Here is a 26,138-nt window from a genome sequence, read left to right on the forward strand (position 1 = left end):
TTTACACCTGGCTTGACAGCGGCGGGGTCGCAGGCATACCGAAGTCGTCCCCGTTTCCACTCCGAGTCGCACCGCCGCGCAGAGGCTTCCCATGCTGCCGCCCCATGCTCCGTCCTATTACGCCGCCTCGGCCCTGCCGGTGCCCGAGCATCCGCCGCTGGCGGGGGAGGTGACGGCGGACGTCTGCGTCGTCGGCGGCGGCATGACCGGCTGCGCCGCCGCCCTGCATCTGGCCGAACGCGGCTACCGGGTGGTGCTGATCGAGGGCCAGCGCCTCGGCTGGGGTGCCTCCGGCCGGTCCGGCGGGCAGCTGATCGCCGGCTATGCCACCGACATGAGCAAGGTGGAAAGGCACGTCAGCCCGTCCGACGCCAAGACCCTGTGGGACATGAGCGTCGAGGCCATCGACTCGGTGAAGGAGCGCATCGCCGCCCATTCCATCGCCTGCGACTACCAGCCCGGCCACATCCACGTCGGCATCAAGCCGCGCCATTGCCGCGAGCTGGAGGAGCTGGCCGAGGAATGGGGCCGCTACGGCTACGGCGGGCTGGAGTACCTGGATGCGGCGGCGGTGCGGCGGCGGGTGGCGTCGGACCGCTACATCTGCGGCCTCTACGACCCGCGCGGCGGCCACATCCACCCGCTCAACTACACCCTCGGGCTGGCGGCGGCGGCGGAACGGGCCGGCGTGGTCATCCACGAGGCGACGCCCATGGTGCGGTGGGAGGAAGGCCGGCCGGCGACGGTGGTCACGCCGCAGGGCCGGGTGAAGGCCGACTGGGTGATCCTGGCCGGCAACGCCTACATCTGGGAGACGGAGCGCCGCCTCGGCCGCACCATCATGCCGGTCGGCACCTACATCATCGCCACCGAGCCGCTGGGCGAGGACCGCGCCGCCAGCCTCATCCCCCACAACGAGGCGGTGGCCGACATCCTGTTCGTGCTCAACTACTTCCGCCGCTCCGCCGACCACCGCATGCTGTTCGGCGGCAAGGTGAGCTATTCCCGCATCGACCCGCGCAACGTCGGCGCCGCCATGCGGCGGACCATGGTCCACTACTTCCCGCAGCTGAGCGATGTGGCGGTGGATTACGCCTGGGGCGGCTATGTCGACATCACCGTCAACCGCCTGCCCGATTTCGGCCGGCTGGCGCCCAACGTGCTCTATGCCCAGGGGTTTTCCGGCCACGGCGTCGGCCTGACGACGCTGGCGGGGCGGCTGATGGCGGAAACGGTGGCGGGACAGGCGGAACGCTTCGACCTCATCGGCCGGCTGCCGACCATCCCCTTCCCCGGCGGAACCCTGTTCCGCACCCCGGCGCTGGTGCTGGCGATGGCGTGGCGGCGGCTGCGCGACGCCCTGTAGGCGACGGCCAAGGCGGCGCTGCCGTCAGTTGACCGTCTCGATCACCCGGAGGCTGCCGCAGTTGAGGCACTTGCGTCGCCAGCCGAGCAGGCGTGACCACAGGCTTTCCTGGAACAGGTGGCCGCAGTCCTGGCACAGCAGCCACGGACCTTCGGCGGATCGCCTCACCACGGGCGTCGTCCTCCTTGCTTTCTTTGCTGCCAGAGTACGTCGCCAGGGTTGAATTTCAAGAGAAAATCTTCCCTCACGACGCAGTGGCGCCCACCGCGGCGGCGCCGGCCTTACCGCGGCGTGGTGAGGGCGTCCAGGGTCTGGCGGAACACCGGCTCGTCCTGCAGGCAGACCTGATCGCGCTGCTGGCGCAGGCGGTCGTCCAGTTCGCCGCGCAGGCTGGCGACCTCGTCGCTGCGCAGCTCCAGGGCGGTGGCGGCGGTGTCGCGGATCTTGGCCACCGCCACCCGCTGAGGCGAGGTCATGAAGAAGTCGCACTCCCGCGCCAGCAGTTCCAGCTGCAGCGCCGTCACCAGCATGGACCGCACCTGCCCGCGCGTCAGCGAGTCCTGCGCCACGGCCGGGGCGGTTGCGGCGGCGGTGCCGGCAAGGATGGCGGCGGCGGTCAGGGCGGCGGCGGCGATGCGCGACATGGGCGGCCTCTCGGGCGCTGGAGACGGAACGACGCAGGTCATACGCCCGCCGGCACCCCGATGCCAGAGGAAACGGCGTTCATTTTCCGCCGCCGGCCGGGTCGATGAACGGCCGCAGGCGCAGGGTGCGCAGGGGGGCCGCCTCGGTGCCGTCGCGGAAGGCGGCCGCTTCCTCCTGCAGCCACAGGCGCAGGGCGCGGATGGTCGGGCGGTTCTCGTGGCCTTCGGGGCAGACGAACCAGTGGGCGAAATCATAGGGCGTGCGCAGCGGAAACGGCGCCACCAGCCGGCCGCTTTCCAGGTCGTCGCGGATCAGCCCGGTGCGGCCGAGCACCACGCCGCGCCCGTCCACCGCCGCCTGCATGGCCATGGCGCTGTCGAGGAACTCCACCCCGCGCGGCGGCGGCGCCTCCGTCACGCCGGCCGCCGCCAGCCATTCCAGCCAGTCGGTGCCGTAGTCATGCAGCAGCGCCTCGCGCAGCAGGTCGGCGGGGGTGCGCAGGCGGGCAGCGATGGCGGGAGCGCAGACGGGCGTCAGCTGCTCGGCGAACAGAAGCTCGGTGAACAGGCCGTCGTAGCGGCCGGGGCCGTGGCGGACGGCGCAATGGATGCCCTCGCTGCCGAAGCCGACCAGGTCGAAGCTGGTGTGGATGCGCAAGGAGATGTCCGGGTGGCGGTCGAGGAAGCGGCCGAGGCGCGGCATCAGCCACTTGTGGGCGAAGCTCGGCATGACCGAGACGGTCAGGCTGCCGTCATCGACCGCCGCCGGGCGCAGGCGGGCGGTCGCCTCGGCGATCTGCTCCAGCGCGCCGCGGATGGCGACGGCATAGCGCTGGCCCTCGTCGGTCAGCAGCAAGGCACGGTTGAGGCGGCGGAACAGGCGCAGGCCCAGCTGCTCCTCCAGCGTCCGCACCTGCTGGCTCACCGCCGCCTGGGTGACGTGCAGTTCCTCCGCCGCCTTGGTGAAGGACAGGTGGCGGGCGGCGGCCTCGAAAACCCGCAGGGCGTTGAGCGGCGGCAGTCTCTGCATGGGCTACGCATAAGCCCGCCTAATTCGAAGCGCAAGAATTCTCGTTTGTGCAGTGCAGCCGGCAGGCGTAGGGATGAAGGCAGGGCGACGACGCTGATGCCGCTTCGCCCCGTACAGGAGACATCGTCATGACCACCCTCGCTACGCTGCGCCACGGGCGCTGCGAGACCGCCGCCGCCGTGTCCTCGTCCGCACCTGCGGTTATGGCCCTGGGCAAGCGGCTGGAGGGCCGTATCATCGCCCTGTTCGACCGCATCGAGGCCCGCCGCGAGGCCGCCCGCACGCGGCACCTGCTTCACGCGCTGGACGACCGCGCCCTGGCCGACATCGGCCTGAGCCGCGGAGACGTCGACCGCTTCTGATCCCCGCCGCGCCGGAACCCGCCGCCATGGTCAACCACGCCCTTTATGCCGCCGTCGTCCTCATCTGGGGCACCACCTGGATCGCGCTCAAGTATCAGGTCGGGGTGGTGTCGCCCGAGGTGTCGGTGGCGCTGCGCTTCCTGCTGGCGGCGGCGCTGCTGATGGCGTGGTGCGGCGTGCGCCGGCTGCCCATGCGGTTCAGCCGCGGCCAGCACGCCTTCATGGCGGCGCAGGGCCTCGGCCTGTTCTGCCTCAACTACATCCCCTTCTACTGGGCGGCGCAGTGGGTGACCAGCGGGCTGCTGGCCGTCGCCTTCTCGTCGGTGATCGTGTTCAACCTGCTGCTCGGCGCCGTCTTCCTCGGCCATCGCATCGAGGGGCGGGTGGCGCTGGGCGCCGCCATCGGCCTGGCCGGCATCGCGCTGGTGTTCTGGCCGGAGCTGCAGGGCGTCGACCTGCACAGCGAGGCGGCGCTGGGCGTCGGGCTGGCGCTGGTCGGCACCGTCGCCGCCAGCTGCGGCATGATGATCTCGTCGCGCAACCAGAAGGCCGGCCTGCCGGTGCTGCAGACCAATGCCTACGGCATGCTCTACGGCGGCCTCGTCACCGCCGCCTATGTCACCCTGGCGCCCGGCGTGTCGTGGGGCTGGGACGGGCGGCTGGAGTATGCCGTGGCGCTCGGCTACCTCGCCCTGTTCGGATCGGTGCTGGCCTTCGGCTTCTACCTGACGCTGCTCGGCCGCATCGGGCCGGCGCGGGCCTCCTACGCCACCGTGCTGTTCCCGGTGATCGCCCTTGGCCTCTCCACCCTGGTGGAGGGATACCACTGGCCGGCGGCGGCGGTGGCGGGCATGATCCTGGTACTGGCCGGCAACGTGCTGGTGCTGACCCGCGGCCGCCTGCGCCTGCCGGGGCGCCCGGCGCCGGCCGCCGCTCCGGTGCAGGGGAAGAACGCATGATCGCCGATCACTACCGCCTGTTCGCCCGCTACAACGCCTGGGCCAACCGCCGCCTCTACGACGCCTGCCTCGCCCTGCCGACGGGCGAGGCGGTGCGGCAGCGGCCGAGCTTCTTCGGCTCCATCGTCGCCACGCTCAATCACCTGCTGGTGGCCGACCGCATCTGGTTCGGCCGTATCGAAGGCGTCGACTACGGCGCCCGCCGGCTGGACGAGGTGCTCTACGCCAACCTGGAGCACCTGTATGCGGCGCGGGAAGACTTCGACGCCCACATCATCGCCGTCACCGAGGCGTGGGACGACCGCCGGGTGATGCAGCCGCTGCGCTACACCAACCTCGCCGGCGACGTCTTCGAGCAGCCGTTGCAGGTGGTGCTGGCGCACGTCTTCAATCACCAGACCCACCACCGCGGCCAGGTCCACGACATGCTGAGCCAGTGCGAGGGCGCGGCACCGCCGCCGCCGCTCGACCTCATCTTCTATTATCGGGAGGTGTCGGCGACCTGACCGGCGCCCCTTCCAGGGCCCGTTCGGCCGTCGCGCTGTCCAGCGGCGCCACCAGCCGCCCGTCGCGCTGGCGCAGTTCCCGCCACGGCAGCCCCAGCTGACCGCCGTCGACGGCAAAGAAGCTGTCGGCGTCGATGACCGCCACCTGCGGCGTGCCTTCGCCGTCGGCCAGCACGTCCGACAGGATGCCGATTTCCTGCCCGTCGACCGTGTGGACGGTGCGGCCGATGAGGGCGCCGATGGCGGCATCCTCCGTCGGCAGGGCGTCGGGCGCCTCGTCCTCGGCAACGGCGGACGGCGGGGCGGCGGCGGCGGCCAGCAGGGCGGCAAGCAGCAGCAGGGCGGCGGGGCGTGCGGTCATGGTGTCGTCTCCTCCCAACTCCGGCCGCCATAACGCTTGAGGCGGTCGCGGCGGTGCAGAGGGCGGAGGCTCAGCCGCGCAGCCACATCACCATGGGCTTTTCCGTCTCCGCCGGCTCGTCGATGTCCTGCCAGGAGAAGGTGGCGATCATGTCCGGGCGGGGCACGTAGCCGCGCTTGCGCCAGAAGGCATCGTGCGGGCGGTAGTCGGCCGGCCGGCGCGGATGGTCGGGCGGCCGCCGGACGGCGCAGAAGGCGGTGATGGCGAAGCCAAGCTCCCGCGCCCGCGCCTCGCGCCCGTCGAAGAAGGCATGGCCGAGGCCCCGGCCGCGATACTCCGGCAGCAGCACGCTTTCCCCCAGGTAGAACACCCGCGCCGGGTCGATGCCCGCGGCCCGGAAGGGGGCGGCGACGTTGTCGGTATCGTCCGTCAGCGGCAGGGCGGTGGCGGCGCCGATCACGCGGGCGCCGTCGAAGGCGGCGATGATCACCCCGCCGGCCGAGGCGGCATAGGGCGCCAGGTACTGCCGTTCGTACTCCGGGCTGCCGGCGTAGAGATAGGGGTACTCGCGGAACACGGCGATGCGCAGCGCCGCCAGATCGTCGAACAGGGCGCGGGCGGCATCGCCGGTCAGGCTTTCGACACGCAGGGCCATGGGGCGGCATCTCCCGACAGGCGGCGTCTCCCGACAGACCGACCCCCGCCGGAGCGTCTCGGGCGGGGGTCGGGCTCGGTCAGTGCAGGCGATCCGCGCGGGCGGTCAGATCACCGACTCAACCCACTCGACCAGCTTGCTCTTGGGCAGGGCGCCGATCTTGGTGGCGGCGACCTGGCCGTCCTTGAACACCATCAGGGTCGGAATGCCGCGCACGCCGTACTTGGACGGCGTCATGGGATTCTCGTCGATGTTGATCTTGGCGACCACGAGGCGCTCGCCCATTTCGGTCGAGATCTCTTCCAGCGCCGGGGCGATCTGACGGCACGGACCGCACCATTCGGCCCAGAAGTCCAGCAGCACGGGGGTGGAGGACTTCAGGACCTCGGCGTCGAACGAGTCGTCGGTGACCTGCTTCATAAAGGGGTTTCCTTTCGTTGCGTGCAGCAGGTCGTCGGTCCTGCCGCCCTTGTCGCATGGACTCTAGGAAGCGGCGGCAAAGGCGTCAAGCATGGCGCCCGCCGGTGCCGCCCGCCCGCGCGGGGGCCGCTCAGAGATCGAGGTCGTAGCGGACGAAGCTGGTCAGCCGCCCCAGCTTGTCGTACAGGCCGCGGGCGGCGGTGTTGTCGGCATGGGTCTGCCAGTAGAGGCGATGCCACCCGCGCGAGCGGCCACGGCAGGCCAGCGTCTCGATCAGCCGCCGCGCCACGCCCTTGCCCCGCGCCGCCGGGGCGACGAACAGGTCTTCCAGGTAGCACACCGGCTTTTCCGACCAGGTGCCGTCGTGCAGCACGGTGACCGCGAAGCCGATCACCCGTTCGCTGGCGGTATCCACCGCCATCAGGCAGTTGACCGGCGAAGCGGGATCGAGGATGCGGTTCCAGGTGTAGGCGGTCACCCGTTCCGGTACGTCGGCCTTGTAGAAGGCGACGTAGTCCGCCCACAGGGCGCGCCAGTCGGCTTCGTGGAAGGGCTCGGCGTCGCGGATCTGCACGGCGGGCAGGTCGCGGCGGGTCATCGGGCCATCTCCTCGATCAGCATGTCCAGGCGGTCCGGCGGCAGCTCCATGAGGCGCGGGCCGTCGGTCCAGAGCAGAGCACAGCGCACCGGCCGGCCGGGGTACAGGTCCTTTAGCGCCCCCCTGTACGCGGCCATCTGCCGCAGGTAGGCGTCGGCCACGTCGGCGACGGCGGTGGGGGGCGGGCGGTTGGTCTTGTAGTCGACCACCAGCACGGCGTCGTCGGTGACCACCAGCCGGTCGACCTGACCCGACACCACATGCCGCCCGACCAGCCCGACGATGGGCACCTCCGCCCGCGAGCCGGGGCCGAACAGCGGCGCGAAATCGGCTTCTTCCAGCACCGCCAGGGTTTCGGCGGCGATGGCGGCGCGGTCTTCCGGCGGCAGGTCCCAGGCCGGGCGGGCGAGGAACCGCTCCGCCGCCGCCGGTCGGGCCGTTTCCGGCAGGTCGGGCAGGCTTTGCAGCAGGCGGTGGATGAGGCGGCCGCGCTGGAACCGCACCCGCTCCCGCTGCGCCTCCGCCCCCACCGGCGAGCGCACCGGCGGTTCCTCCTGCACCGGGGCGGAGGGGGCCAGCGGACGCGGCGGACGCGGCTCCGCCCCCGGCGCGGCGCGCATCCAGGCGGGCAGCGGCTCGCGCGCCTCTTCCTCGGCGCGGGCCGGGCGGACGCGGTCGGGCGGCGCCTTCTGCGGCGAGACGAGGCGCAGCACGGCGGCGCCGTCGGTTTCGCCGGCGGCGGCCAGGAAGGCGTCCTCCGCCTCCGTCGCCAGAGGCTTCACCGCAGCGGTGATGAGATCGTACCAGCAGCCGGCGGGACGGGCCTTGCGGGTTTCCCAGCCGCAGACGATCAGCCGGTCCTCCGCCCGCGTCATGGCGACGTAGAGCAGGCGGCGGTATTCCCGCTCACGCGCCAGCTTGGCGGCGTCCTTGAGGCCCTGGCAGACCTCCTCCGCCGCCTCGGAGTTGGGGGGCCACAGCAGCAGCTTGTCCTCGCCGTCGCCGTGCCACAGCAGGGTCGGGCCGGTGGCCGGCATCTGCATGCAGTCGGGCAGGAACACCACGGGCGCCTGCAGGCCCTTGGAGCCGTGGACGGTCATCACCCGCACGGCGTCGCGGTCGCCGCTTTCCAGGTCGCGCTTGATCTCGGTGGCGCCGGTCTCGAACCAGTGCAGGAAGCCCTGCAGGCTGGGGGCGTGGGTGCGTTCGAAGGCGAGTGTCATCGACAGGAACTCGTCGATGGGGTCTTCCGCCTCCCACCCCAGGCGGCCGAGCAGCTTGCGCCGCCCTTCCAGCGGGCCGGACAGCACATGGGCATAAAGCTCGTGCGGACGCAGGAAGTCGGCCCGCCGCAGCAGGTCGGCCAGGGCGTCGTAGGCGCGGCCGAAGGCATCGTCGGCGCCGGCCCGCTCCGACAGCGCCGCCCACAGCCGGCCCTTGCGGCCGTGCGCCAGATCGAACAGCTGCTCCTCGCTCAGGCCGACGAGCGGCCCCTTCAGCACGCAGGCGAGCGTCAGGTCGTCGTCGGGCAGCAGCAGGAACTGGCCGAGCGCCATCAGGTCCATGACCGCCATCTGCTCGGTCAGCACCATGCGGTCGACGCCCGCCACCTCGACGTTCAGTTCCTTCAGCGACCGCACCAGATCCTCGACGAAGGGACCGCGGCGACGCACCAGCACCATGATGTCGCCGGGGCGGATGGGGCGGTCGGCGCTGTCCAGCCGCTCGCCGCCGCGCACCATGGCGTCGATGCGCCGCGCCACCAGCCGGGCGAGGCGGGTCTGGGCGCTGTCGCCGGTGATGCGCTCGATGGGCGGTTTCCAGGCGTCCGGCTCGGCCAGATCGGTGGGCAGCACCGGCGGCCATACCTCCACCATGCCGCCCTGCCCGCGGCGGAAGGGGATGTGGCGCACCGCCTCGCCGGGCAGCACGACGCCGTCCTGGGCGGCGGAGGAGGTGAACACCGCATCCACCGCCTCCAGCACCGCCGGGGCGGAGCGGAAGCTGAACTCCAGCGGCACCTCGTCCCAGGTGGCGCCGGCGGCCGGCACATGGTCGGCGAACAGCGCCCGCATGTGCTCGAAGGCATCGGGGTCGGCGCCCTGGAAGCTGTAGATGGACTGCTTGCGGTCGCCGACCGCGAACACTGTCCGCGTCACCCCTTCGCGGGCGCCGACGCCGGAGAAGAACTCGCGGGTGATGGCGCCGACCACCGCCCACTGGTCGGGGTTGGTGTCCTGCGCCTCGTCGATCAGCAGGTGGTCGAGGCCGGCGTCCAGCTTGTAGAGCACCCAGGCGGCGCGGCCTTCGTCTTCCAGCAGGCGGCGGGCGGTCTGGATCAGGTCGTCGTAGTCCATGCGGGCGCGCGACCGCTTCCACCCTTCGTACCGGCCGAGCACGGCGCTGGCGATGTGCAGCAGCGCCGCCGTGGCGGCGGCGACGGCGCAGGCGCGGATGCGGGCGGCCAGGGCGCACAGGCGTTCCGCCTCCGCCGCCAGGATGTCCTCGGCCATGGGGTTGGCCTTGAGGGCGGCCTTGGTCGCCAGGGTCTTGCGCACCTCGCCCTTGGCGGTGAGGAAGACGCCGCACCAGTCGGTCCAGGCCACCGCCCGCGCCGCGCCGTCGCCGGCCAGGAAGGCCGCCATCACGTCGGCCTTCTCGCAATCCTTGGCGCTGCCCGCCTGCAGGGCGGCGATGCACAGGCGCAGGCCGGCGGCATCGAAGGCGTCGTCGGCGCAGGCGCGGGTGATGACGTCGACCGGCCGTTCCCCCGGCGCCACGCCCAGCGTCCCGCACACCGCCGCCACCGCGCCGGAAAGGCCGCCGTGGCGCTCCAGCATGCGGCGGATGCGGCCGCGCTGGGTGGCCAGTTCGGCCAGCAGGTCGGGGAACTTCATCTCGTGGACCAGCCGGGTGAGCGCCGCCAGCGCCTCCGCCAGCTCCCAGTCGACGCCGGCGCGGGCGCGCGACAGCACGAACTCCTGCGCTTCGGCCATGGCCTCGGCGGCATCGCGGTCGTCCATCACCTCGAAGTGGGGGGCGACGCCGGCCTCCAGCGGAAACCGCCGCAGCAGCGCCTGACAGAAGCTGTGGATGGTCTGGATCTTCATGCCGCCCGGCACGTCCAGCACGCGGGCGAACAGCCGTCGCGCCAGCCGCACCTGCCCGGCCGCCGGAGCGGCGCCGAGCAGCTTGGTCAGCTGCGCCGTCAGGTCGGCGTCGGACAGGGTGGTCCACAGCGCCAGCCGGTTGGCAAGGCGGGTGGACATCTCCGCCGCCGCCGCCTTGGTGAAGGTGAGGCAGAGGATCTTGTCCGGCGCCGTGCCGGCCAGCAGCAGGGTCAGCACGCGGTCGGTCAGCACCTTGGTCTTGCCGGTGCCGGCCGAGGCCCCCACCCACACCGACGCATCGGCGCGGGCGGCCCGGCGCTGCGGGATTTCCGGGTCGAAGGCGGCGGGCGTGGAGGGGGGCGTGGAGGTGGACAAGGTCATTCGCCGTCTCCGCCGCCCGAAGCCCATTCCTTGACGCGGGCGAGATGCAGATAGTCGCTGTAGGCGGGCGCGAAGTCGGGGTGCGGCCGCGCCTCGTAAGGGGTGTCGGCATCGTCGAACACCCGCACCAGCGCCTGCAGCCCGGCCAGCGCCTCCGCCGCCAGATCGTGGGGGGTCTTGTCCTTGTGGGCGGGGCGGTCCTCGCCGCCGGCATCGCCGCCCTTCAGCCGCCAGTAGGTGAGCGCCGACACCGGCCGCGCCGGCACGCCCTCGAAGCCGCCGCGCTCGGCGATCACCGCTTCCAGCGGCAGCTGCGGGGCATAGCCCGCCGCCACTTCCTTGGGCGACGGCGGCATGCCGGTCTTGTAGTCGAGGATCGCCAGACTGCCGTCGTGCAGCAGGTCGATGCGGTCGGCGGTGGCGGTCAGGGTGAAGGGGCCGCCGGGGGCGTCGAAGGTGAAGCTGCCCTTGCACTCCACGAAGGGGGTGTGGAGGTGGGGCCGCCGCGCCGCTTCCTGCGCCACGAACCAGCGCGCCACGCTCTCGAACCGCGGCCACCAGAAGGCCCAGACGCCGGGCTGCGCCATGTGCGCCTCAAACACCTCGCGGCCGATGGCGAGCAGGGCCTCCAGCGGATCGGCCGGCAGCGCGTCGGGGTGGCGCAGGATGAAGGTTTCCAGCGCCTTGTGGACCAGCGAGCCGTAATCGGCGGCGCCGGGGTCGGCATCCAGCGGGTCGAGGGCGCGCAGGCCCAGGACGTGCTCGGCATAGATGGCGTAGGGGTCGCGCATCCACTTCTCGATCTTGGTGACCGACAGCCGCCGCGGCCGCGCCGCCACCGGCGGGCGCGGCGCCGGGCGCGGTGCCGGCTCGATGCGCGCCGGGCGGTCGATGCCCTGGGCCCAGTCAAGCCAGTGCAGGCCGCGCGCCTGCCATTCGGCGGGGTCGAGGCCGCCGGCCCGCATCACCGTCTCCAGCCGCAGCAGCCAGCGCGACGGCACCGTCGGCGCCCCCTCCACCCGCTCCGCCCGGGTGATGACCACTTCCGGCGCGCAGAAGGCCTGGGCGAAGTCGTGCGCCGACAGGCCGGTGCGCCATTCCGGGCGCGGCAGGCCGAAGCGGTCGCGCATGGGGCGGCTCATCCACGGGTCATGGCCGGGGTCTTCCGGCCAGGTGCCCTCGTTCAGGCCGGCGAGGATCACCAGATCGGCCTGCATGAAGCGGGCTTCGATCAGACCGAGGATGGCAAGGCGCGGGTGCAGGCTGTAGTCGGGGCGCACCTGCACGCCGGTCGCCAGCGATTCGAACAGCGCCGGCCACGACGACGGCCGCACCGGTGGCAGGATGGCGCCGTGGTTGGCGAGGTCCACCGCCAATTCCGCCGCCGCCGCGCCGGCCGCGCCGGCCCACAGGCGCTGCGGCCCGCTTTCCTCGTCGGTGGCGGCCAGGGCTTCGGCCACCCGCATATGGGCATCGGCGATGTCGCGCACCGCCACCGCCTCGGCCGCCATCAGGTCGGTGAACGGGCGCAGGGTGGCGGCCAGCCGGTCGAGCCAGCGCGACAGCCGCTGCGCCGTTTCCTCGTGCGGCGTGCCGTCGTATTGCACCAGCACCGCCTTCAGGCCGGCGATGCCCGGCGCCGGGCGCGGGCCGCGCAGCACCAGCCGTTCCAGCCGCCGCACCTTGTCGCGGAACCACCGCAGGCTCTCGCCGCCGCCGCTGAGCGGATGCTTGAGCAGCGCCAGCAGCGGCAGCGGCGCGAGGTCGGAAGCCACCGCATCGGCCAGCAGCCGCAGGTAGACGCCGGGCGGCGTGCCGCGCAGGGGGCGGCCGGCGGAGTCGTCCATCTCCACCTCCCACCGCTTCAGCTCCGCCGCCACGCGGCGGCCAATGTCGCGGTCGGGGGTGACCAGCATGACGGTCTTGTCGGGGCTCGCCAGCGCCTCGCGCATCATCAGGGCGATGGCCGTCGCTTCCTCGCGCGGGGTCGGGCAATCCAGCCGGGTGACGCCCGCCACCGCCTGCGGCGCCAGCGGCGCCATGTCGCGCCAGGCATCGGTGGTGGCGGCCGGGCGCATGGCCTCCGACACCAGCCGCAGGCGGTCGGGCGGCACCGGGGCGGCGGGCATCACCTCCGGGTGGTATTCAGTAACCGTCATGCGGTCGATGCCGAAGCGCGCCAGCAGCAGCTTGAGGCCGTGCTGCGGGTGGCTCTGTTCCAGCGCCTCCCACGTCGCATCGTCCAAGCCGAGGTCGAGCCCCGGCAGCACCACCGCCCCGCGCGGCAGGCGGGCGATGCAGGCCAGCAGGTCACCGGCGGCGGGCGTCGGCCGGGCGGTCTCGACGGCGATGACCCAGCCCTTGGGCGGCGCCTGCGTCCACGCCTCCCCCTGCATCTGCTGCAGGCGGTTGCGCCACTCCACCCGGTCGAGGCGCCCGGCATCGGCCAGATACTCCGGCCAGAAGCGGGTCAGCACGGTGAGGAACTGCAGGGTGATCTGCCAGTGCTCGGCGTATTCCTCCGGCACCAGGGTGGCGAGGCCGTCGAACGACAGCCGCTCGGTCTGCACCTGGTCGAGCAGCCGGCCCAGTTCCACCGCCAGCCGGGCGGCCTGTTCCGGCGGCGTCTTCTCGTCGGTGCCGGGCAGCGGCATGGCCATCACCAGCCGGGTCAGCGCCAGCAGCCGCTGCATGGGCTCGATGGGCGGCGGCAGGTCGAGGTCGGGGGCGGAGCCGTCGCGCTGGAAAGCGGCGAACAGGGTCTCGTCCTCGTCCAGATTGCCGAAGGTCAGCAGGCGCGGCAGCAGCATCGGCCGCCCGCCGGACCGCCGCAGGAACGCCTCGCGCAAGGCCCGGCAGGCGCGGCGGGTGGGCAGCAGCACGGTGCCTTCCGCCAGCGCCAGCGGGTCGCCGCCGGTATCGGCCAGGATGCCGGCCGCCAGCACGTCGAGGAACGGACGGTGCGGGGCAATGGTGCGGACGGTGGCGGCAGCAGCGACGGCGGCGGTCATGACGGCTCTCGGCAGGAGGCTCAGGCGGCGGGGGCGCGGCCGGTGGCGAGGGCGTGCGCCCAGTCGGGGCGGCCGGCGGCGCGGGCCTCGCCGGCGGAACGCTGCCAGTCGTAGGCGATGGTGCGGAAGCGAGCCCGCCAGCCGCCGGCGCCGTCCTGCTCCACCAGGGCATAGCGGGCGTGCGGGCTGCCGGTCTCCACCACATGCGGACGCGGCCGGTCGTCGCGGTAGGCGGGCAGGCCGACGCTGCCGGGGTTCACCACCAGCCCGCCGTCGGGCAGCCGCAGCTGGCGCGGCAGGTGGGTATGGCCGCACAGCACCACGGCATGATCGGCCGCCGCACCCAGCCGCGCCGCCACGGTGGCGGGCGCCGCCGGCACCACCGTGCCGTCGGCGGTGATCTCCTCCATCAGATAACAAAGGTCGTCGTCGGGGCTGCCGTGGCACAGCAGCACGGCGCCGTCCGCCACCGACCGCGTCGCCGGCAGGGCGCGCAGCCGCTCGCGGTGGCGGGAGGCCAGACGCGGCCAGGTGCGGGAGTCGGAGGCATTCATCTCGTCAATGCCGAGGGTGAGCATCTGGCGTTCGTGATTGCCGCGGATGGCCACCGGGTCGAGCCCCGCCAGCCGGTCGGCCGTCTCCGCCGGGCGCAGGGGGCCGGAGAGGCTGTCGCCCAGGTCGACCACCAGGTCCGGCGCCTGCAGCCGCAGGTCGGCCAGCACGGCATCAAGGGCGTGCAGGTTGCCGTGAATGTCGGACAGAACGGCGATGCGCAACCCCTTCCCCTCCCGCCTCAGGCGTGCCGCGGCAGGCAGTCTAGCGGGCGGGGGCGGGGCTGTCTGCCCCCATCAGTCGCTCGGTGGCGGCGATGCTCGCGGGCGTGCCGACGTGATACCACGCACCATCATGCACCAGCCCGTGCAGGCGGCCGGCGGCCAGCGCGCGGTCGAACAGCAGGTTCATGGAAAAGGCGCCGTCCGGGGCGCCGGCGAACAGGCGCGGGTGGCAGACCATGGCGCCGGAATAGACGAAGGGCGCCGCCGCCGCCTCTCCCCGCCGCCGCAGCCGGCCGTCGGGGTCGAGAGCGAAGTCGCCGGGGCCGTCGTAGCCGTGCGCCTGCGGCGTCGGCACCAGCAGCAGCAGGGCGTCCATGGCGGCATCGTCCCAGGCATCGGCCAGCCGGCGGAAGGCCGGCGCGTCGGGGCCGTTCAGGCAGATGACGTCGCTGTTGCAGGCCAGGAACGGGCCGTCGCCCAGCAGCGGCAGCGCCTTCTTCAGCCCGCCGCCGGTTTCCAGCAAGAGCCCGCTCTCGTCCGACAGCCGCAGCGGCGGCGGCGCGGTGCGGGCGGCGAGGTGGGCGCGCACCTGATCGGCGTGGTGGTGCAGGTTGACGACCGCATGGCCGACGCCGGCCTCCGCCACCCGGTCGAGCGCCCGGTCGAGCAGCGTCCGCCCCGCCACCCGCACCAGGCACTTGGGCGTGTGGTCGGTGATCGGCCGCATGCGGGTGCCGAGCCCGGCCGCCAGCACCATGGCGGCGGCGACGGGGGAGCCGGGGCGGGAGCCGGGGCCGGCGGTCATTGCGGCACCGTGCGGCGGGCCGGCGGGATGTGGGTGTCGACCCAGGCCTTCACCGGCGCCAGCGCCGGATGGCTCAGGCTGCGCTCGAACAGCCGCCAGACGCGCGGGATGTGGCGCAGGTACTGCGGCTTGCCGTCGCGCCGGCACAGGCGGGTGAAGATGCCGATCACCTTGGCGTGCCGCTGCGCCCCCAGCACCGCCATGCTGGCCGCGAAGCCGGCGCGGTCGAGGGCCGGGAAGGCGGCGAGGTAGCGGTCGGTCATGGCGGCGACCAGGGCGGGGTCGATGTCGCGGCGGGCGTCTTCCAGCAGGCTCATGAGGTCGTAGGTCACCGGCCCGATCACCGCGTCCTGGAAATCCAGCAGGCCGCAGGCGGCGATGCCGTCGCGGTCCTGCAGCAGCATCAGGTTGTCGACATGGAAGTCGCGCAGCACCAGGGCATCGGGCACCGCGCCGTCCACCGCCGCCAGCGCATCACGCCACGCCGCCAGCCAGCCGGCGCGGTCGGCGTGAGTCAGGGCGTCGTCGCCCTGGGTGGCCGGCACGTACCAGTCGGTGAGCAGGCTGGCCTCGGTCAGCAGCCGCTGCAGGTCGTAGGGCGGCACGCCGGCGGCCGGCGCCGCCGCCCGGTGCAGGGCGATCAGCACGTCCACCGCCAGGGCATAGAGGTCGGCCTCCCCCGGCTGCCCCTTGGCGAGCAGGCGGGTGTAGGTGTCGTCGCCCAGGTCTTCCAGCAGCAGCAGGCCGGCGGCTTCGTCCTCGGCCAGGATGCGCGGCGCCGACAGGCCGAGGCCGCAGAGGTGGCGGGCGATGCGGACGAAGGGGCGGATGTCTTCCTGCGGCGGCGGCGCGTCCATCAGCACTTCGATGCCGTGCGACGGCGTGGCGATGCGGAAGTACTTGCGGAACGAGGCATCGCCCGCCAGCAGCGTCACCGCCGCGTCGTGCCGGCCGCTGCGGTGCAGGAACTCCGCCACCTGCGGCGCCCGCGCCTCGGTCAGGGTCTCAAGCATGGCGCGCGGCCTCCACAAGGTGCGCCGGCCCGGTCAGCACGGCATCGCGCGCCGCGCCCTCCGGCCGGATGGTGAGGGTGAGGTCAAGCCGCCGGCGCGGCAGGTAGCCGCCCAGCCGGTCCGGCCACTCGATCAGGCACAGGCCGTCGGCGAAGGCGTCTTCCAGGTCCAGTTCCAGGGCGTCCTCCGGCCTTTCCAGGCGGTAGAGGTCGAAGTGCCACATGCCGGCGTCGCAGGCGTCGTCGTCGTAGGTCTGCACCAGGGTGAAGGTGGGCGACGGCACCTCGGCCGCCGGATCGCCCAGGCGGGCGCGGACGAAGGCGCGGGCGAAGGCGGTCTTGCCGGCGCCCAGGTCGCCGCGCAGGGCGATGACGTCGCCGGCCCGCGCCACGGCGGCCAGCGCCTGCGCCAGCCGTGCGGTGGCGGCTTCGTCGGGCAGGATCAGGGAGACGGCGGCGGCGGCGGGATCGGGCTGGCTCATGGCTCCCGTTGTAGCGGCGGCGGCGCGCGGCGGCAATGGGCAGGCGGCGGGGCCTCAGCCGCCGTGCCACACCGCTTCGATGCGGTTGCCGTCGGGGTCGCACAGGAAGGCGGCGTAATAGCCGGGGTGGTAGTGCGGCCGCAGCCCCGGCGGCCCGTCGCAGCGCCCGCCATGGGCCACGCCGGCGGGGTGGGAGGCGTCCACCGCCGCCCGCGACGGCGCCTTGAAGCACCAGTGGCGGCGGTCGGCGGTCACCCCGCCGGCGGCCAGGAACAAGGACATGTAGCAGCGCTGCGGGTGGTCGGCATCGGCGCGCAGGCCATAGCCGGCCCAGTCGTCGCTGCGGCCGACGCAAGGCTGTCCGAGGGCGGCCATGACCGCATCCCAGAATGCCGTGGCGCGCGCCATGTCGGAGACGGTGACGGAGATGTGGTCGAGCATGGTCAGGCCGGCGGTGCCGCCGCTCCCTTCAGGCGCCCCCAGTAAAGGGCTTCCAGCACCCCGAGCGCGAGGCGCACCACCGCCAGCAGCGCCGCCCCGGCCGCCGCCGCCCCGCCGAGGGAGGCCGCCGAGGCCCCGCCGAGGGCGCCCACCACCACGGCGGCGGTGCCCAGGTTGGCGATGGCGCCGGCGCCGCACACCACGCGCGCCGCCGCCGGCCCCGCCGCCGCCGGGGTGGCGAGCGCCGCTGCCAGGGCCAGCAGCAGGATGCCGGCCGCCTGCGGCCACAGCACCAGGGTCTGCGGTCCGGCCAGAAAGGGCGCCAGCCCCAGCAGGGCGAGGCCGGTCAGCGCCGACAGGATGGCATCCAGCCGCAGGATGACGCGCGCCTTGGGCAGGCCGCCCACCGGATCAGTCCGCCATGGCCGGGCAGACCCCGCCGCCGCAGCCGCCGCCGGCGCAGGGCGGCAGGGCGGGCATGGCCGGGGTGCGGGCGGCGGCGCCCAGGGCGGGCGCCATCAGCGCCTTGCTGATGGCGGTGTCGCCGCAGTCCGGGCAGCTGAGGCTGCCGTCGGCGTGGCGGGCGTCGTAGTCGGCCATGTTGTCGAACCACTGGTCGAAGGCATGGCCCTGGCTGCATTGCAGGGTATAGCGGATCATGAGCGGTCTCCCCCGTCGCGGACAGTATGGCTGCCTCAGCTTATACCGCCACGCGACAGGGGAAATGAACCACCAACCGCGCTTACTGCAGGGTGTAGGAGCCCAGCGAGCAGAGGTCGATGCCTTCCTCGACCAGTTCCTCGCCGTTCTCGCCCTTGAAGCCCATGTCGTAGACGCAGGTGGTCTCGCCGTCGGCGATGGTGACGGCGGCCGACTCGCCCGGACGCAGCACGTCCACGCCCAGGATGTCCGCGCCCCAGGTGTTCTGGTGCGCCGGGCTCACGTACAGTTCCAGCAGCACGACGCTGGACCGGTTGTGCAGGTCGAACACCAGGTCCTGCGCGACGGCCGGAGCGGCGGCCAGCAGGGTGGCTCCGGCCAGCAGGCCGGCAAGGCTACGCTTCATGATGGTCCCCCAGAGAAGCAGATAAACGGCGGCAGGCTATCACCTGCCGGCGGAGCCGCACAGGGGCGCCGGGGCCGCTATCGCTTCCGTCCAGCCACCCTGCGACCGCGGTAGGATGGCGCCCCCCGTGGTCGGGACTGTTGCGGCCGGAAGGGCCTTTGCCTATATACGTGGCCGTTCCGCATCGGCATCCTTCGGTGCGGACTGTTCCTGTTCGCGTGAAACCCATGGGGGTCTCCGACGGTGCCTTCCCGGAAGAGGGCCGCGCCAGACCTGCCGCAACGAGAGGTGACATCATGAGCAAGGTGATTGGTATCGACCTCGGCACCACGAACTCGTGCGTGGCCGTGATGGAGGGCAAGGACGTCCGCGTCATCGAAAACAGCGAAGGCGCGCGCACCACCCCGTCCATGGTCGCCTTCACCGAATCCGGCGAGCAGCTGGTCGGGCAGCCGGCCAAGCGTCAGGCCGTGACCAACCCGGAAAACACCCTGTTCGCCATCAAGCGCCTGATCGGCCGCCGCTACAGCGACCCGACCGCGCAGAAGGACAAGGGCCTCGTCCCCTACCAGATCGTCGAGGGCGACAACGGCGACGCCTGGGTCGAGTCGCGCGGCAAGAAGTATTCGCCGAGCCAGATTTCCGCCGTCATCCTGCAGAAGATGAAGGAAACGGCCGAGAGCTTCCTGGGCGAGAAGGTGACCCAGGCGGTCATCACCGTCCCGGCCTACTTCAACGACAGCCAGCGCCAGGCCACCAAGGACGCCGGCCGCATCGCCGGCCTTGAAGTGCTGCGCATCATCAACGAGCCGACCGCCGCCGCCCTTGCCTACGGCATGGACAAGAAGGCGACCGGCATCATCGCCGTCTACGACCTGGGCGGCGGCACCTTCGACGTGTCGATCCTGGAAATCGGCGACGGCGTGTTCGAGGTGAAGTCCACCAACGGCGACACCTTCCTCGGCGGTGAAGACTTCGACCAGAAGGTCATCGACTACCTGGCCGACGAGTTCAAGAAGGAGCAGGGCATCGACCTGCGCTCGGATCGCCTCGCCCTGCAGCGCCTGAAGGAAGCTGCGGAAAAGGCGAAGATCGAGCTGTCCAGCTCCATGCAGACGGAAGTGAACCTGCCGTTCATCACCGCCGACCAGTCCGGCCCGAAGCACCTCAACATCAAGCTGACCCGCGCCAAGCTGGAAGCCCTGGTCGAGGATCTGGTCCGCCGCACCATCGAGCCGTGCCGCAAGGCGCTGTCCGACGCCGGCCTGAAGGCGAGCGAGATCAACGAGGTGATCCTGGTCGGCGGCATGACCCGCATGCCGAAGGTGCAGGAGACGGTGAAGGAATTCTTCGGCCGCGAGCCCCACAAGGGCGTCAACCCCGATGAAGTGGTCGCCATGGGTGCGGCCATTCAGGGCGGCGTGCTGAAGGGCGACGTCAAGGACGTGCTGCTGCTCGACGTCACCCCGCTGAGCCTCGGCATCGAGACCCTGGGCGGCGTGTTCACCCGCCTGATCGACCGCAACACCACCATCCCGACCCGCAAGTCGCAGACCTTCTCCACCGCCGAGGACGGCCAGACGGCGGTGACCATCCGCGTCTTCCAGGGCGAGCGCGAGATGGCCGCCGACAACAAGCTGCTGGGTCAGTTCGACCTGGTCGGCATTCCGCCGGCGCCGCGCGGCGTGCCGCAGATCGAGGTCACCTTCGACATCGACGCCAACGGCATCGTCAACGTCTCGGCCAAGGACAAGGCGACCGGCAAGGAACAGGTCATCCGCATCCAGGCCTCCGGCGGTCTGTCCGATGCCGACATCGACCGCATGGTGAAGGAAGCGGAATCCAACGCCGAGGCCGACAAGAAGCGTCGCGCCGCGGTCGAAGCCCGCAACCAGGCCGACAGCCTGATCCACCAGACCGAGAAGAACCTGCAGGAATACGGCGACAAGATCCCCGCCGCCGACAAGCAGGCGGTCGAGCGTGACGTGCAGGCGCTGAAGGATGTCCTCGACTCCGGCGATGCCGAGAAGATCAAGGAGCTGACCAACGCCCTGATGCAGTCGTCCATGAAGCTCGGCGAGGCGGTCTACAAGGCCCAGCAGGACGGCGCCGCCGGCGGTGCCGGGGCGGCCGGTGCCGCGGGTGCCGGCGCGGCCGGTGCCGGTGCCGCCGGGTCGACGGACGAGACGGTGGTCGACGCCGACTTCGAAGAGGTCGACGAAAAGAAGGACCACAAGTAATCCTTCGCTGATCGGCGGGCGGCACCGGACCACGGGCCGCCCGTCCGACCTTTTGCCTCGGAAATTCCAGAAAACAGAACAGCGGCGATGAGCAAGCGGGATTACTACGAGGTTCTCGGCGTCTCCAAGGGTGCCAGCGCCGACGACCTGAAGAAGGCCTATCGCAAGCTGGCCATGCAGTATCACCCGGACCGCAATCCGGGCGATGCCTCGGCCGAGGCCAGGTTCAAGGAACTGAACGAAGCCTATGACGTCCTGAAGGACGATCAGAAGCGCGCCGCCTACGACCGCTTCGGCCATGCCGCCTTCGAGGGCGGCGGTGGCGGGGCGGGGGCCGGCGGCTTCGACTTCTCCTCCGCCTTCGGCGGCGGCTTCGCCGACATCTTCGACGAGGTGTTCGGGGCCGCCATGGGCGGGCGCGGACGTGGCGGCGGCGGCGCCCAGCGCGGGCACGACCTGCGCTACGACATGGAAATCACCCTGGAGGACGCCTTCAAGGGCAAGAAGGCGACGGTCACCGTGCCGACCTCGGTCGGCTGCGAGACCTGCTCGGGCACCGGCGCCAAGGCCGGGTCCGGCGCCTCCACCTGCGGCACCTGCCACGGCGCCGGGCGCATCCGGGCGCAGCAGGGCTTCTTCACCATCGAACGCACCTGCCCCACCTGCGGCGGCGAGGGGCGGACGATCAAGGACCCCTGCGGCGACTGCGGCGGCACCGGCCGCAAGCACAAGGAAAAGACGCTGGAGGTCACCATCCCCGCCGGCGTCGAGGACGGCACCCGCATCCGCCTGGCCGGCGAGGGCGAGGCCGGCATGCGCGGGGCGCCGCCGGGCGACCTGTACATCTTCCTGTCCATCAAGCCGCACCGGCTGTTCCAGCGCGACGGCGCCAACATCCTGTGCAAGGTGCCCATCGCCATGACCCAGGCGGCGCTGGGCGATGCCATCGAGGTGCCGAGCATCGACGGCACCCGCGCCAAGGTCACCATCCCCGCCGGCACCCAGACCGGGCAGCAGTTCCGCCTGAAGGGCAAGGGCATGAGCGTGCTGCGCAGCCCGCTGCGCGGCGACATGTTCATCCAGGTGGCGGTGGAGACCCCGGTCAACCTGACCAAGCGCCAGCAGGAGCTTCTGCGCGAGTTCGCCGCCGCCGGCGGCGAGAAGGACACCAGCCCCGAAAGCAGCGGGTTCTTCAAGCGCATGAAGGAACTGTGGGACGACCTTACCGACTGACGGCGGGGTGGTCCCGCCACCAAATGGTCACGGCGCCGCCTCCATTTTCGGGACGCGGCGCCTTTTTTCCGGCAAAATTGCCAGCCAGTGTAACGCCATAGCGCACCCGCGCCCCGATCCATCCGCCGAGGGAGGAAGACCAGTATGACCCTGCGCCGTCACCTTGCCGACCTGACCGTCGCCCTTGTGCTGACCGGCTGCGTCCTGGCTCCGGTGTCCTATGCCCTGGCCCAGCAGCCGCCCGATGCCGCGACGCTGGAATCGTTGCAGGCCCGCAACATCCAGTCGCTCAACCAGCTGGAAGCGGCCCGCGCCCAGGAACAGATCCGGCTGGAGGCGGAATACCGCGATGCCGGCGATGCCGCCTTCTCCCGCTATGCCGCCGCCCTGAAGCAGGGGGTGTCGCCGGGCGTCGCCCGCCAGCAGTACCTCGACAACCTGTCGGCGGTGGAGCAGCAGTATCAGGCGGCGCTGAACGACTTGGACCAGCGCATGGCCCGCGACCGCGCCGCCCTGGTGGCGCAGGAAGGCCAGGGCCGCTGAGGCCGCCTGTCCCGCCCGCTGCCTGACGCAGGAAGGGCCGGCCCCCGCATCCGGGGCCGGCCCTTTTGCTGTCTGCGCTCTGGCCTCCGCCGCCGCTATTCGTTGCGCAGCAGGGGCGCGGCCTTGACGCTGAGCGCCCGCCAGGTGCCGGCAAAGCCGGCCGCCAGGGTGATGGCGATGCACAGCACCACCGTGCCGGCCGCCATGCCGGGCGCCCAGGCCCAGGTGGCGCCGCGCATGACGAAGGTCAGCACCGCCCAGCCCACCACCGATCCGACGGCGACGGCGATGACGCCGGTGGCGGCGCCGAGGATGCCGTATTCGATCAGGAAGGCGCGCAGCACGTCGCGGCGGGTCGCCCCCAGCACCTTCAGCACCACGGCGTCGTAGACGCGGCGGCGGTGGCCGGCGGCGATGGCGCCGGCCAGCACCAGGGCGCCGGCCAGCAGGGTCACCGCCGCCACCGCCCGCACCGCGTTGCCGGCGGCGCCCATCACCGTGTTCACCGCCTCCAGCGCCTGATCGACGCGGATGCCGGACACGTTGGGCAGCTGCGCCGCCACCGCCCGCTCCAGCCGGTCGGCAACCTCGCCGCGGGCCTCGACGGTGGCGATGAACGACCGCGGCGCCCCGCGCAGGGTGTTCTCCGACAGGATGAAGCTGAAGTTCATCTCCAGCGTGCCCCAGTCGACGTCGCGCAGGTTGGCGATGGTGCCGGTGATCTCGCGGCCGAGCACGTTCAGCGTCACCGTGTCGCCGATGCCGACGCCCAGCCCCTGCGCGATGGTGCGGGCGAGGCTGAGCTGCGGCGGGCCGTCGTACCCCTCCGGCCACCACTGGCCGGCGACGATGCGGGCGTTGGCAGGCGGCCGGTCGGCGCTGCTGAGGCCGCGGTCGCCGCGCACCGCCCAGCGCACTTCGGGGTCGACGCTGGCCTCGTTCACCGGCTCGCCCCTCAGGCGCACGATGCTGCCGCGGATCATGTCGGCGCTTTGCAGGATGCGGGCGCCCTCCACCCCCTCCACCACCCGGCGGAAGGGCTCCATCTGGTCGGGCTGGATGTCGATGAAGAAGAACGACGGCGCTTCCTGCGGCAGGCTTTCGTTGATCTGCCGGGTCAGGTTGCTCTCGATCTGCGCCACCGCCACCAGCACCGTCAGCCCGAGGCCGAGGGACAGCACGACCGAGGCGGTGGGCGCCCCCGGCCGGTGCAGGTTGGCGAGCGCCAGCCGCAGGCCGGGGCGGCCGCGCGAGCCCGGCGCCCGCTGCCGGGCCAGCGCCTGTACGCCGCTCGCCGCCAGCCGGAACAGGCCGAGCGTCACCACCGAGCCGACCACGAACCACGCCGCCAGCCCGCGGTTTTCCGCCGTCACCACCGTCAGCGCCGCCAAGGCCGCCGCCAGCACCAGCAGCGCCGCCAGGTCGGCGCCGTGGGGGCGGCCGCGCGGCACCGCCACGACGGTGCGGAACAGGGCGGCGGCCAGCACCCGGCGGGCGCGGCTGAGCGGCCACAGGGCGAACACCAGGGCGGTGAGGATGCCGAAGCCGGCCGCCTGCAGCAGCGGCCCGGCATACAGGGCAGTGCGCGCCTCCACCGGCAGCAGGTCGCGCAGGAAGCCGGCGGCCAGGAACGGCACCGCGCCGCCCAGCGCCAGCCCGAGGACGATGCCGAGGGCGGCGATCAGGCTGATCTGGATGAGGTAGATGTGGAAGATGCGCTCGGCGCTCGCCCCCAGGCACTTCAGGGTGGCGATGGTGTTGATGCGGGTGTCGAGGAAGGCCTTCACCGCATTGGCGACGCCGATGCCGCCCACCAGCAGGGCGGTCAGCCCGACCAGGGTGAGGAACAGGGTGATGTTGCCGAGGAACCGCTCCAGCCCCGGCGCCGCCCGGTCGAGCCCGCGGATCTGCCAGCCGGCGTCGGGGAAGCGCTGCTCCAGGGTCTGGCGCAGGGCGGCGGCGCGGTCGGTGGCGATGCGGGTTTCGTACTCCACCAGGGCGCCGGGCTGGATGAGGCCGGAGGCCTCCAGCCCCGGGATCGACAGCATCACCCGCGGGCCGAAGGCGAACAGGGTGTTGGCGCGGTCGGGCTCGCGGGCGATGGTGGCGCGGATCTCATAGTCGATGCCGCCGAGGCGCAGCACGTCGCCCACCGCCAGATCGAGCCGCACCAGCAGCGCCGGGTCGACGGCGACGCCGTGGCGGCCGTCGCGCTCCGCCACCGTGTCCATCAGCGGCCGGTCGGGCGCCAGCTCAAGGGCGCCGTAAAGCGGATAGGCGTCGTCCACCGCCTTCAGCTGCACCAGCGTGCCGTCGTCGGCGGTGCGGCCCATGGCGCGCATCTCGATGCTGCGGGAGACGCGGCCGAAGCTTTCCATCACCGCCAGCTGTTCGGCCGTCGGCGGGCGGTAGTTGATGTCGATTTCCAGGTCACCGCCCAGCAGGATGCGGGCGTCCTGCTCCAGCCCCGTCTGCACCGCCCGGTTCATGGAGCCGGCGGCGGCGATGGCGGCGACGCCCAGCGCCAGACAGGCGAGGAAGATGCGGAAGCCCTTGAGCCCGCCGCGCAGCTCGCGCAGGGCGAAGCGCCACGCCACCGGCAGGGCGGTGAAGCGGCGCGGGGCGCGGACGGTCGAAGCGGAGCGGCCGGCGGTGGCCTCGCTCATGCCGCCGCCTCCGCCTTGCGGCGGGTGAGGAAGGCGCCGAACTGAAAGGCGTGCCAGAAGTCCATGGACGGCTCGAACCCGGCTTCGTCGAACAGCGCCTCCATCCGGGCGCGCGGCACGAAGTGGACGCTGCGGCGCACGTGCTCCAGGCCGCGCTCAACCATCACCGGGTCGATGCCGTTGGTCTTCTGCCAGCCGGCCCAGGCCCGCAGGATGCGCTGCCAGCGCTCGCTGGCCGGGTCTTCGTGCATGTCGGCGAGGATGAGCGGCGCCCCCGGCTTCAGGCGGGCGGCGATGCTCTTCAGCAGGGCGAGCTTGCTGCCGTCGTCGGGCAGGAAGTGCATGACCAGCAGGCAGGTGGCGGCGTCGAAGGCGGTCTCCCCGGCCGGCAGGTCGTCGGTGATGCAGGCGTGCAGGGCGGCGCGGGCCTCCACCGGATGGCCGGCCAGCCGCTCGCGCGCCACCGCCAGCATGTCCGGCGCCGGGTCGCAGGCGGTGAAGCGCCACTGCGGCCCCATCTCGCCCAAGGCCAGCAGTTCGGCGCCGGTGCCGGCACCGACCACCAGGATGCGGCCGTCGTCGGGGATGGCATCGCGCAGCAGCACGCCGGTCATGGAGTGCAGGGCGTCGTAGCCGGGGATGACGCGGCGGATGGTATCGTCGTAGCGGCGGGCGTGGTCGGTCTTGTAGGCGTTGCCGGGCAGGCCCTTCGCGGCGGTGAGGCTGTCGGTGGTCATGCGGCGCGGGCCTCGGCGATGCGGCCGTCCCGCAGCGACACCACGCGGTCGCAGCGGCCGGCGAGGCGGGGATCGTGGGTGATCAGCAGCAGGGTGGCGCCGTGGCGCTTCGCCATGTCGAACAGCAGGTCCATGATGTGGGCGCCGGTGTCCTGGTCCAGGTTGCCGGTCGGCTCGTCGGCCAGCAGCACCCGCGGCCGCACGGCGAAGGCGCGGGCCAGCGCCACGCGCTGCTGCTCGCCGCCCGACAGCTGGCCGGGGTAGTGGTCGAGCCGGTGGCCGAGGCCCACCGCCTCCAGCTGCTCGGCGGCGCGTTCGAAGGCGTCCTTGCGGCCGGCGAATTCCATCGGCACCGCCACGTTCTCCAGCGCCGTCATGGTCGGCACCAGGTGGAAGCCCTGGAACACGATGCCCAGCTGGTCGCGGCGGAACAGCGCCAGCTTGTCCTCGCCCAGCGCCGACAGGTCGTGGCCGGCGACCATCACCTGGCCCGAGGTTGCCCTTTCCAGCCCGGCAATCACCATCATCATGGTCGACTTGCCGCTGCCCGACGGGCCGACGACGCCCACCGCCTCGCCGGCGAAAACCGTCAGGTCGAGCCCGCGCAGGATGTTGACCGGACCGGCCGGCCCCTCCAAGGTCACCTGAACGGACCGCATATCGATGGTCGGCGCGTTGGTGGAACGGGAGGGGGGCTGAGACGACGCCGTCTGAACCGTAGAAGAAGCCGGAGA

Annotated in this window: 27 protein-coding genes; 7 read left to right on the top strand and 20 right to left on the bottom strand. The window is 72.3% G+C overall.

The window, feature by feature from the left end; translation table 11 throughout:
• Positions 1-91: 91 nt before the first annotated feature.
• The gene (locus ABD056_RS06640; protein WP_343865607.1) at positions 92-1,366 is read left to right on the top strand and encodes an NAD(P)/FAD-dependent oxidoreductase; all 1,275 of its coding nucleotides are present in this window, start codon (positions 92-94) and stop codon (positions 1,364-1,366) included.
• 24 nt (positions 1,367-1,390) lie between these two features.
• On the opposite strand, the gene ABD056_RS06645 is transcribed toward ABD056_RS06640, so the two are convergent.
• From ABD056_RS06645 to ABD056_RS06655, 3 genes are all read right to left on the bottom strand, one after another.
• Positions 1,391-1,537 (bottom strand): hypothetical protein, encoded by a 147-nt coding sequence (locus ABD056_RS06645; RefSeq protein ID WP_343865609.1) that lies wholly within the window; start codon positions 1,535-1,537, stop codon positions 1,391-1,393.
• Between the two features lie 110 nt (positions 1,538-1,647).
• Entirely contained in the window at positions 1,648-2,010 is a 363-nt protein-coding gene (locus tag ABD056_RS06650) for a hypothetical protein (RefSeq protein ID WP_343865611.1), read from the bottom strand.
• Between the two features lie 79 nt (positions 2,011-2,089).
• Entirely contained in the window at positions 2,090-3,040 is a 951-nt protein-coding gene (locus tag ABD056_RS06655) for a transcriptional regulator GcvA (protein WP_343865613.1), read from the bottom strand.
• Between the two features lie 128 nt (positions 3,041-3,168).
• Here ABD056_RS06655 and ABD056_RS06660 point away from each other — a divergent pair, with 128 nt between their 5' ends.
• Genes ABD056_RS06660 through ABD056_RS06670 form a run of 3 tightly spaced genes read left to right on the top strand, consistent with a single transcriptional unit; the run spans position 3,169 to position 4,867 of the window.
• Positions 3,169-3,402: a DUF1127 domain-containing protein gene (locus ABD056_RS06660; RefSeq protein ID WP_343865615.1), complete on the top strand. Its 234-nt coding sequence runs from the start codon at positions 3,169-3,171 to the stop codon at positions 3,400-3,402.
• Positions 3,403-3,428: 26 nt separating this feature from the next.
• Positions 3,429-4,361, top strand: coding sequence for a DMT family transporter (locus tag ABD056_RS06665; protein WP_343865617.1), 933 nt, complete (start codon positions 3,429-3,431; stop codon positions 4,359-4,361).
• Positions 4,358-4,867, top strand: a complete 510-nt coding sequence (locus ABD056_RS06670; protein ID WP_343865618.1) for a DinB family protein — start codon at positions 4,358-4,360, stop codon at positions 4,865-4,867. The genes ABD056_RS06665 and ABD056_RS06670 overlap by 4 nt, the downstream gene beginning before the upstream one ends.
• On the opposite strand, the gene ABD056_RS06675 is transcribed toward ABD056_RS06670, so the two are convergent.
• From ABD056_RS06675 to ABD056_RS06740, 14 genes are all read right to left on the bottom strand, one after another.
• Positions 4,833-5,228, bottom strand: a complete 396-nt coding sequence (locus ABD056_RS06675) for a PRC-barrel domain-containing protein (RefSeq protein WP_343865620.1) — start codon at positions 5,226-5,228, stop codon at positions 4,833-4,835. The two genes, ABD056_RS06670 and ABD056_RS06675, sit on opposite strands and share 35 nt — an antisense overlap.
• Positions 5,229-5,298: 70 nt before the next feature.
• Positions 5,299-5,883, bottom strand: coding sequence for a GNAT family N-acetyltransferase (locus tag ABD056_RS06680; RefSeq protein WP_343865621.1), 585 nt, complete (start codon positions 5,881-5,883; stop codon positions 5,299-5,301).
• A gap of 105 nt (positions 5,884-5,988) precedes the next feature.
• Positions 5,989-6,303, bottom strand: a complete 315-nt coding sequence (gene trxA / locus ABD056_RS06685; protein ID WP_343865623.1) for a thioredoxin TrxA — start codon at positions 6,301-6,303, stop codon at positions 5,989-5,991.
• A 130-nt stretch (positions 6,304-6,433) separates the two neighbouring features.
• The gene (locus ABD056_RS06690) at positions 6,434-6,901 is read right to left on the bottom strand and encodes a GNAT family N-acetyltransferase (protein WP_343865625.1); all 468 of its coding nucleotides are present in this window, start codon (positions 6,899-6,901) and stop codon (positions 6,434-6,436) included.
• Positions 6,898-10,392, bottom strand: a complete 3,495-nt coding sequence (gene addA, locus ABD056_RS06695; RefSeq protein ID WP_343865627.1) for a double-strand break repair helicase AddA — start codon at positions 10,390-10,392, stop codon at positions 6,898-6,900. The genes ABD056_RS06690 and addA overlap by 4 nt, the downstream gene beginning before the upstream one ends.
• A complete protein-coding gene (gene addB / locus ABD056_RS06700) occupies positions 10,389-13,403 on the bottom strand; it encodes a double-strand break repair protein AddB (RefSeq protein WP_343865629.1) in 3,015 nt (1,004 codons plus the stop codon). Before addB ends, addA begins: the two co-directional genes overlap by 4 nt.
• 20 nt (positions 13,404-13,423) lie before the next feature.
• A complete protein-coding gene (locus ABD056_RS06705; protein ID WP_343865631.1) occupies positions 13,424-14,179 on the bottom strand; it encodes a metallophosphoesterase family protein in 756 nt (251 codons plus the stop codon).
• Positions 14,180-14,219: 40 nt separating this feature from the next.
• Positions 14,220-14,984, bottom strand: coding sequence for a nucleotidyltransferase family protein (locus ABD056_RS06710; RefSeq protein WP_343865633.1), 765 nt, complete (start codon positions 14,982-14,984; stop codon positions 14,220-14,222).
• A complete protein-coding gene (locus tag ABD056_RS06715) occupies positions 14,981-15,997 on the bottom strand; it encodes an aminoglycoside phosphotransferase family protein (protein ID WP_343865635.1) in 1,017 nt (338 codons plus the stop codon). Before ABD056_RS06715 ends, ABD056_RS06710 begins: the two co-directional genes overlap by 4 nt.
• Positions 15,990-16,478, bottom strand: coding sequence for a tRNA (adenosine(37)-N6)-threonylcarbamoyltransferase complex ATPase subunit type 1 TsaE (gene tsaE / locus ABD056_RS06720; RefSeq protein WP_343865636.1), 489 nt, complete (start codon positions 16,476-16,478; stop codon positions 15,990-15,992). Before tsaE ends, ABD056_RS06715 begins: the two co-directional genes overlap by 8 nt.
• A 54-nt stretch (positions 16,479-16,532) precedes the next feature.
• Positions 16,533-16,919 (bottom strand): VOC family protein, encoded by a 387-nt coding sequence (locus tag ABD056_RS06725; RefSeq protein ID WP_343865637.1) that lies wholly within the window; start codon positions 16,917-16,919, stop codon positions 16,533-16,535.
• Between the two features lie 2 nt (positions 16,920-16,921).
• Complete coding sequence (locus tag ABD056_RS06730; RefSeq protein ID WP_343865638.1) at positions 16,922-17,326, bottom strand: hypothetical protein; 405 nt, start codon at positions 17,324-17,326, stop codon at positions 16,922-16,924.
• A 4-nt stretch (positions 17,327-17,330) separates the two neighbouring features.
• Complete coding sequence (locus tag ABD056_RS06735; RefSeq protein WP_343865639.1) at positions 17,331-17,579, bottom strand: DUF1178 family protein; 249 nt, start codon at positions 17,577-17,579, stop codon at positions 17,331-17,333.
• Positions 17,580-17,661: 82 nt separating this feature from the next.
• Complete coding sequence (locus ABD056_RS06740; protein WP_343865641.1) at positions 17,662-17,985, bottom strand: hypothetical protein; 324 nt, start codon at positions 17,983-17,985, stop codon at positions 17,662-17,664.
• A 296-nt stretch (positions 17,986-18,281) separates the two neighbouring features.
• Between ABD056_RS06740 and dnaK the strand changes: the two genes are divergently transcribed.
• The 3 genes from dnaK to ABD056_RS06755 all read left to right on the top strand — a co-directional run bounded on the left by dnaK (position 18,282) and on the right by ABD056_RS06755 (position 22,001).
• A complete protein-coding gene (dnaK, locus tag ABD056_RS06745; protein WP_343865643.1) occupies positions 18,282-20,225 on the top strand; it encodes a molecular chaperone DnaK in 1,944 nt (647 codons plus the stop codon).
• A gap of 87 nt (positions 20,226-20,312) precedes the next feature.
• On the top strand, positions 20,313-21,458 hold the full coding sequence (gene dnaJ, locus ABD056_RS06750) for a molecular chaperone DnaJ (RefSeq protein ID WP_343865645.1): 1,146 nt from the start codon (positions 20,313-20,315) through the stop codon (positions 21,456-21,458).
• Between the two features lie 144 nt (positions 21,459-21,602).
• The gene (locus tag ABD056_RS06755) at positions 21,603-22,001 is read left to right on the top strand and encodes a hypothetical protein (RefSeq protein WP_343865647.1); all 399 of its coding nucleotides are present in this window, start codon (positions 21,603-21,605) and stop codon (positions 21,999-22,001) included.
• 95 nt (positions 22,002-22,096) lie between these two features.
• On the opposite strand, the gene ABD056_RS06760 is transcribed toward ABD056_RS06755, so the two are convergent.
• Genes ABD056_RS06760 through ABD056_RS06770 form a run of 3 tightly spaced genes read right to left on the bottom strand, consistent with a single transcriptional unit; the run spans position 22,097 to position 26,063 of the window.
• Positions 22,097-24,667: an ABC transporter permease gene (locus ABD056_RS06760; protein WP_343865648.1), complete on the bottom strand. Its 2,571-nt coding sequence runs from the start codon at positions 24,665-24,667 to the stop codon at positions 22,097-22,099.
• Positions 24,664-25,404, bottom strand: a complete 741-nt coding sequence (locus ABD056_RS06765; protein WP_343865650.1) for a class I SAM-dependent methyltransferase — start codon at positions 25,402-25,404, stop codon at positions 24,664-24,666. The genes ABD056_RS06760 and ABD056_RS06765 overlap by 4 nt, the downstream gene beginning before the upstream one ends.
• Positions 25,401-26,063 (bottom strand): ABC transporter ATP-binding protein, encoded by a 663-nt coding sequence (locus ABD056_RS06770; protein WP_425545014.1) that lies wholly within the window; start codon positions 26,061-26,063, stop codon positions 25,401-25,403. Before ABD056_RS06770 ends, ABD056_RS06765 begins: the two co-directional genes overlap by 4 nt.
• Between the last annotated feature and the right edge of the window lie 75 nt (positions 26,064-26,138).

Origin of the sequence: Caenispirillum bisanense, from assembly GCF_039523075.1 — a bacterium.
Lineage (GTDB): Bacteria > Pseudomonadota > Alphaproteobacteria > Rhodospirillales > Rhodospirillaceae > Caenispirillum > Caenispirillum bisanense.

Coding starts and splice junctions, on each gene's coding strand:
- ABD056_RS06680 (WP_343865621.1), bottom strand. CDS start 5,883: ATGGCCCTGCGTGTCGAAAGCCTGACCGGCGATGCCGCCCGCGCCCTG.
- ABD056_RS06670 (WP_343865618.1), top strand. CDS start 4,358: ATGATCGCCGATCACTACCGCCTGTTCGCCCGCTACAACGCCTGGGCC.
- dnaJ (WP_343865645.1), top strand. CDS start 20,313: ATGAGCAAGCGGGATTACTACGAGGTTCTCGGCGTCTCCAAGGGTGCC.
- tsaE (WP_343865636.1), bottom strand. CDS start 16,478: ATGAGCCAGCCCGATCCCGCCGCCGCCGCCGTCTCCCTGATCCTGCCC.
- ABD056_RS06640 (WP_343865607.1), top strand. CDS start 92: ATGCTGCCGCCCCATGCTCCGTCCTATTACGCCGCCTCGGCCCTGCCG.
- ABD056_RS06760 (WP_343865648.1), bottom strand. CDS start 24,667: ATGAGCGAGGCCACCGCCGGCCGCTCCGCTTCGACCGTCCGCGCCCCG.
- dnaK (WP_343865643.1), top strand. CDS start 18,282: ATGAGCAAGGTGATTGGTATCGACCTCGGCACCACGAACTCGTGCGTG.
- ABD056_RS06690 (WP_343865625.1), bottom strand. CDS start 6,901: ATGACCCGCCGCGACCTGCCCGCCGTGCAGATCCGCGACGCCGAGCCC.
- ABD056_RS06710 (WP_343865633.1), bottom strand. CDS start 14,984: ATGACCGCCGGCCCCGGCTCCCGCCCCGGCTCCCCCGTCGCCGCCGCC.
- ABD056_RS06655 (WP_343865613.1), bottom strand. CDS start 3,040: ATGCAGAGACTGCCGCCGCTCAACGCCCTGCGGGTTTTCGAGGCCGCC.
- addA (WP_343865627.1), bottom strand. CDS start 10,392: ATGACCTTGTCCACCTCCACGCCCCCCTCCACGCCCGCCGCCTTCGAC.
- ABD056_RS06665 (WP_343865617.1), top strand. CDS start 3,429: ATGGTCAACCACGCCCTTTATGCCGCCGTCGTCCTCATCTGGGGCACC.
- ABD056_RS06735 (WP_343865639.1), bottom strand. CDS start 17,579: ATGATCCGCTATACCCTGCAATGCAGCCAGGGCCATGCCTTCGACCAG.
- ABD056_RS06650 (WP_343865611.1), bottom strand. CDS start 2,010: ATGTCGCGCATCGCCGCCGCCGCCCTGACCGCCGCCGCCATCCTTGCC.
- ABD056_RS06725 (WP_343865637.1), bottom strand. CDS start 16,919: ATGCTCGACCACATCTCCGTCACCGTCTCCGACATGGCGCGCGCCACG.
- ABD056_RS06715 (WP_343865635.1), bottom strand. CDS start 15,997: ATGCTTGAGACCCTGACCGAGGCGCGGGCGCCGCAGGTGGCGGAGTTC.
- ABD056_RS06740 (WP_343865641.1), bottom strand. CDS start 17,985: ATGAAGCGTAGCCTTGCCGGCCTGCTGGCCGGAGCCACCCTGCTGGCC.
- ABD056_RS06770 (WP_425545014.1), bottom strand. CDS start 26,063: ATGCGGTCCGTTCAGGTGACCTTGGAGGGGCCGGCCGGTCCGGTCAAC.
- ABD056_RS06660 (WP_343865615.1), top strand. CDS start 3,169: ATGACCACCCTCGCTACGCTGCGCCACGGGCGCTGCGAGACCGCCGCC.
- trxA (WP_343865623.1), bottom strand. CDS start 6,303: ATGAAGCAGGTCACCGACGACTCGTTCGACGCCGAGGTCCTGAAGTCC.
- ABD056_RS06755 (WP_343865647.1), top strand. CDS start 21,603: ATGACCCTGCGCCGTCACCTTGCCGACCTGACCGTCGCCCTTGTGCTG.
- ABD056_RS06675 (WP_343865620.1), bottom strand. CDS start 5,228: ATGACCGCACGCCCCGCCGCCCTGCTGCTGCTTGCCGCCCTGCTGGCC.
- addB (WP_343865629.1), bottom strand. CDS start 13,403: ATGACCGCCGCCGTCGCTGCTGCCGCCACCGTCCGCACCATTGCCCCG.
- ABD056_RS06765 (WP_343865650.1), bottom strand. CDS start 25,404: ATGACCACCGACAGCCTCACCGCCGCGAAGGGCCTGCCCGGCAACGCC.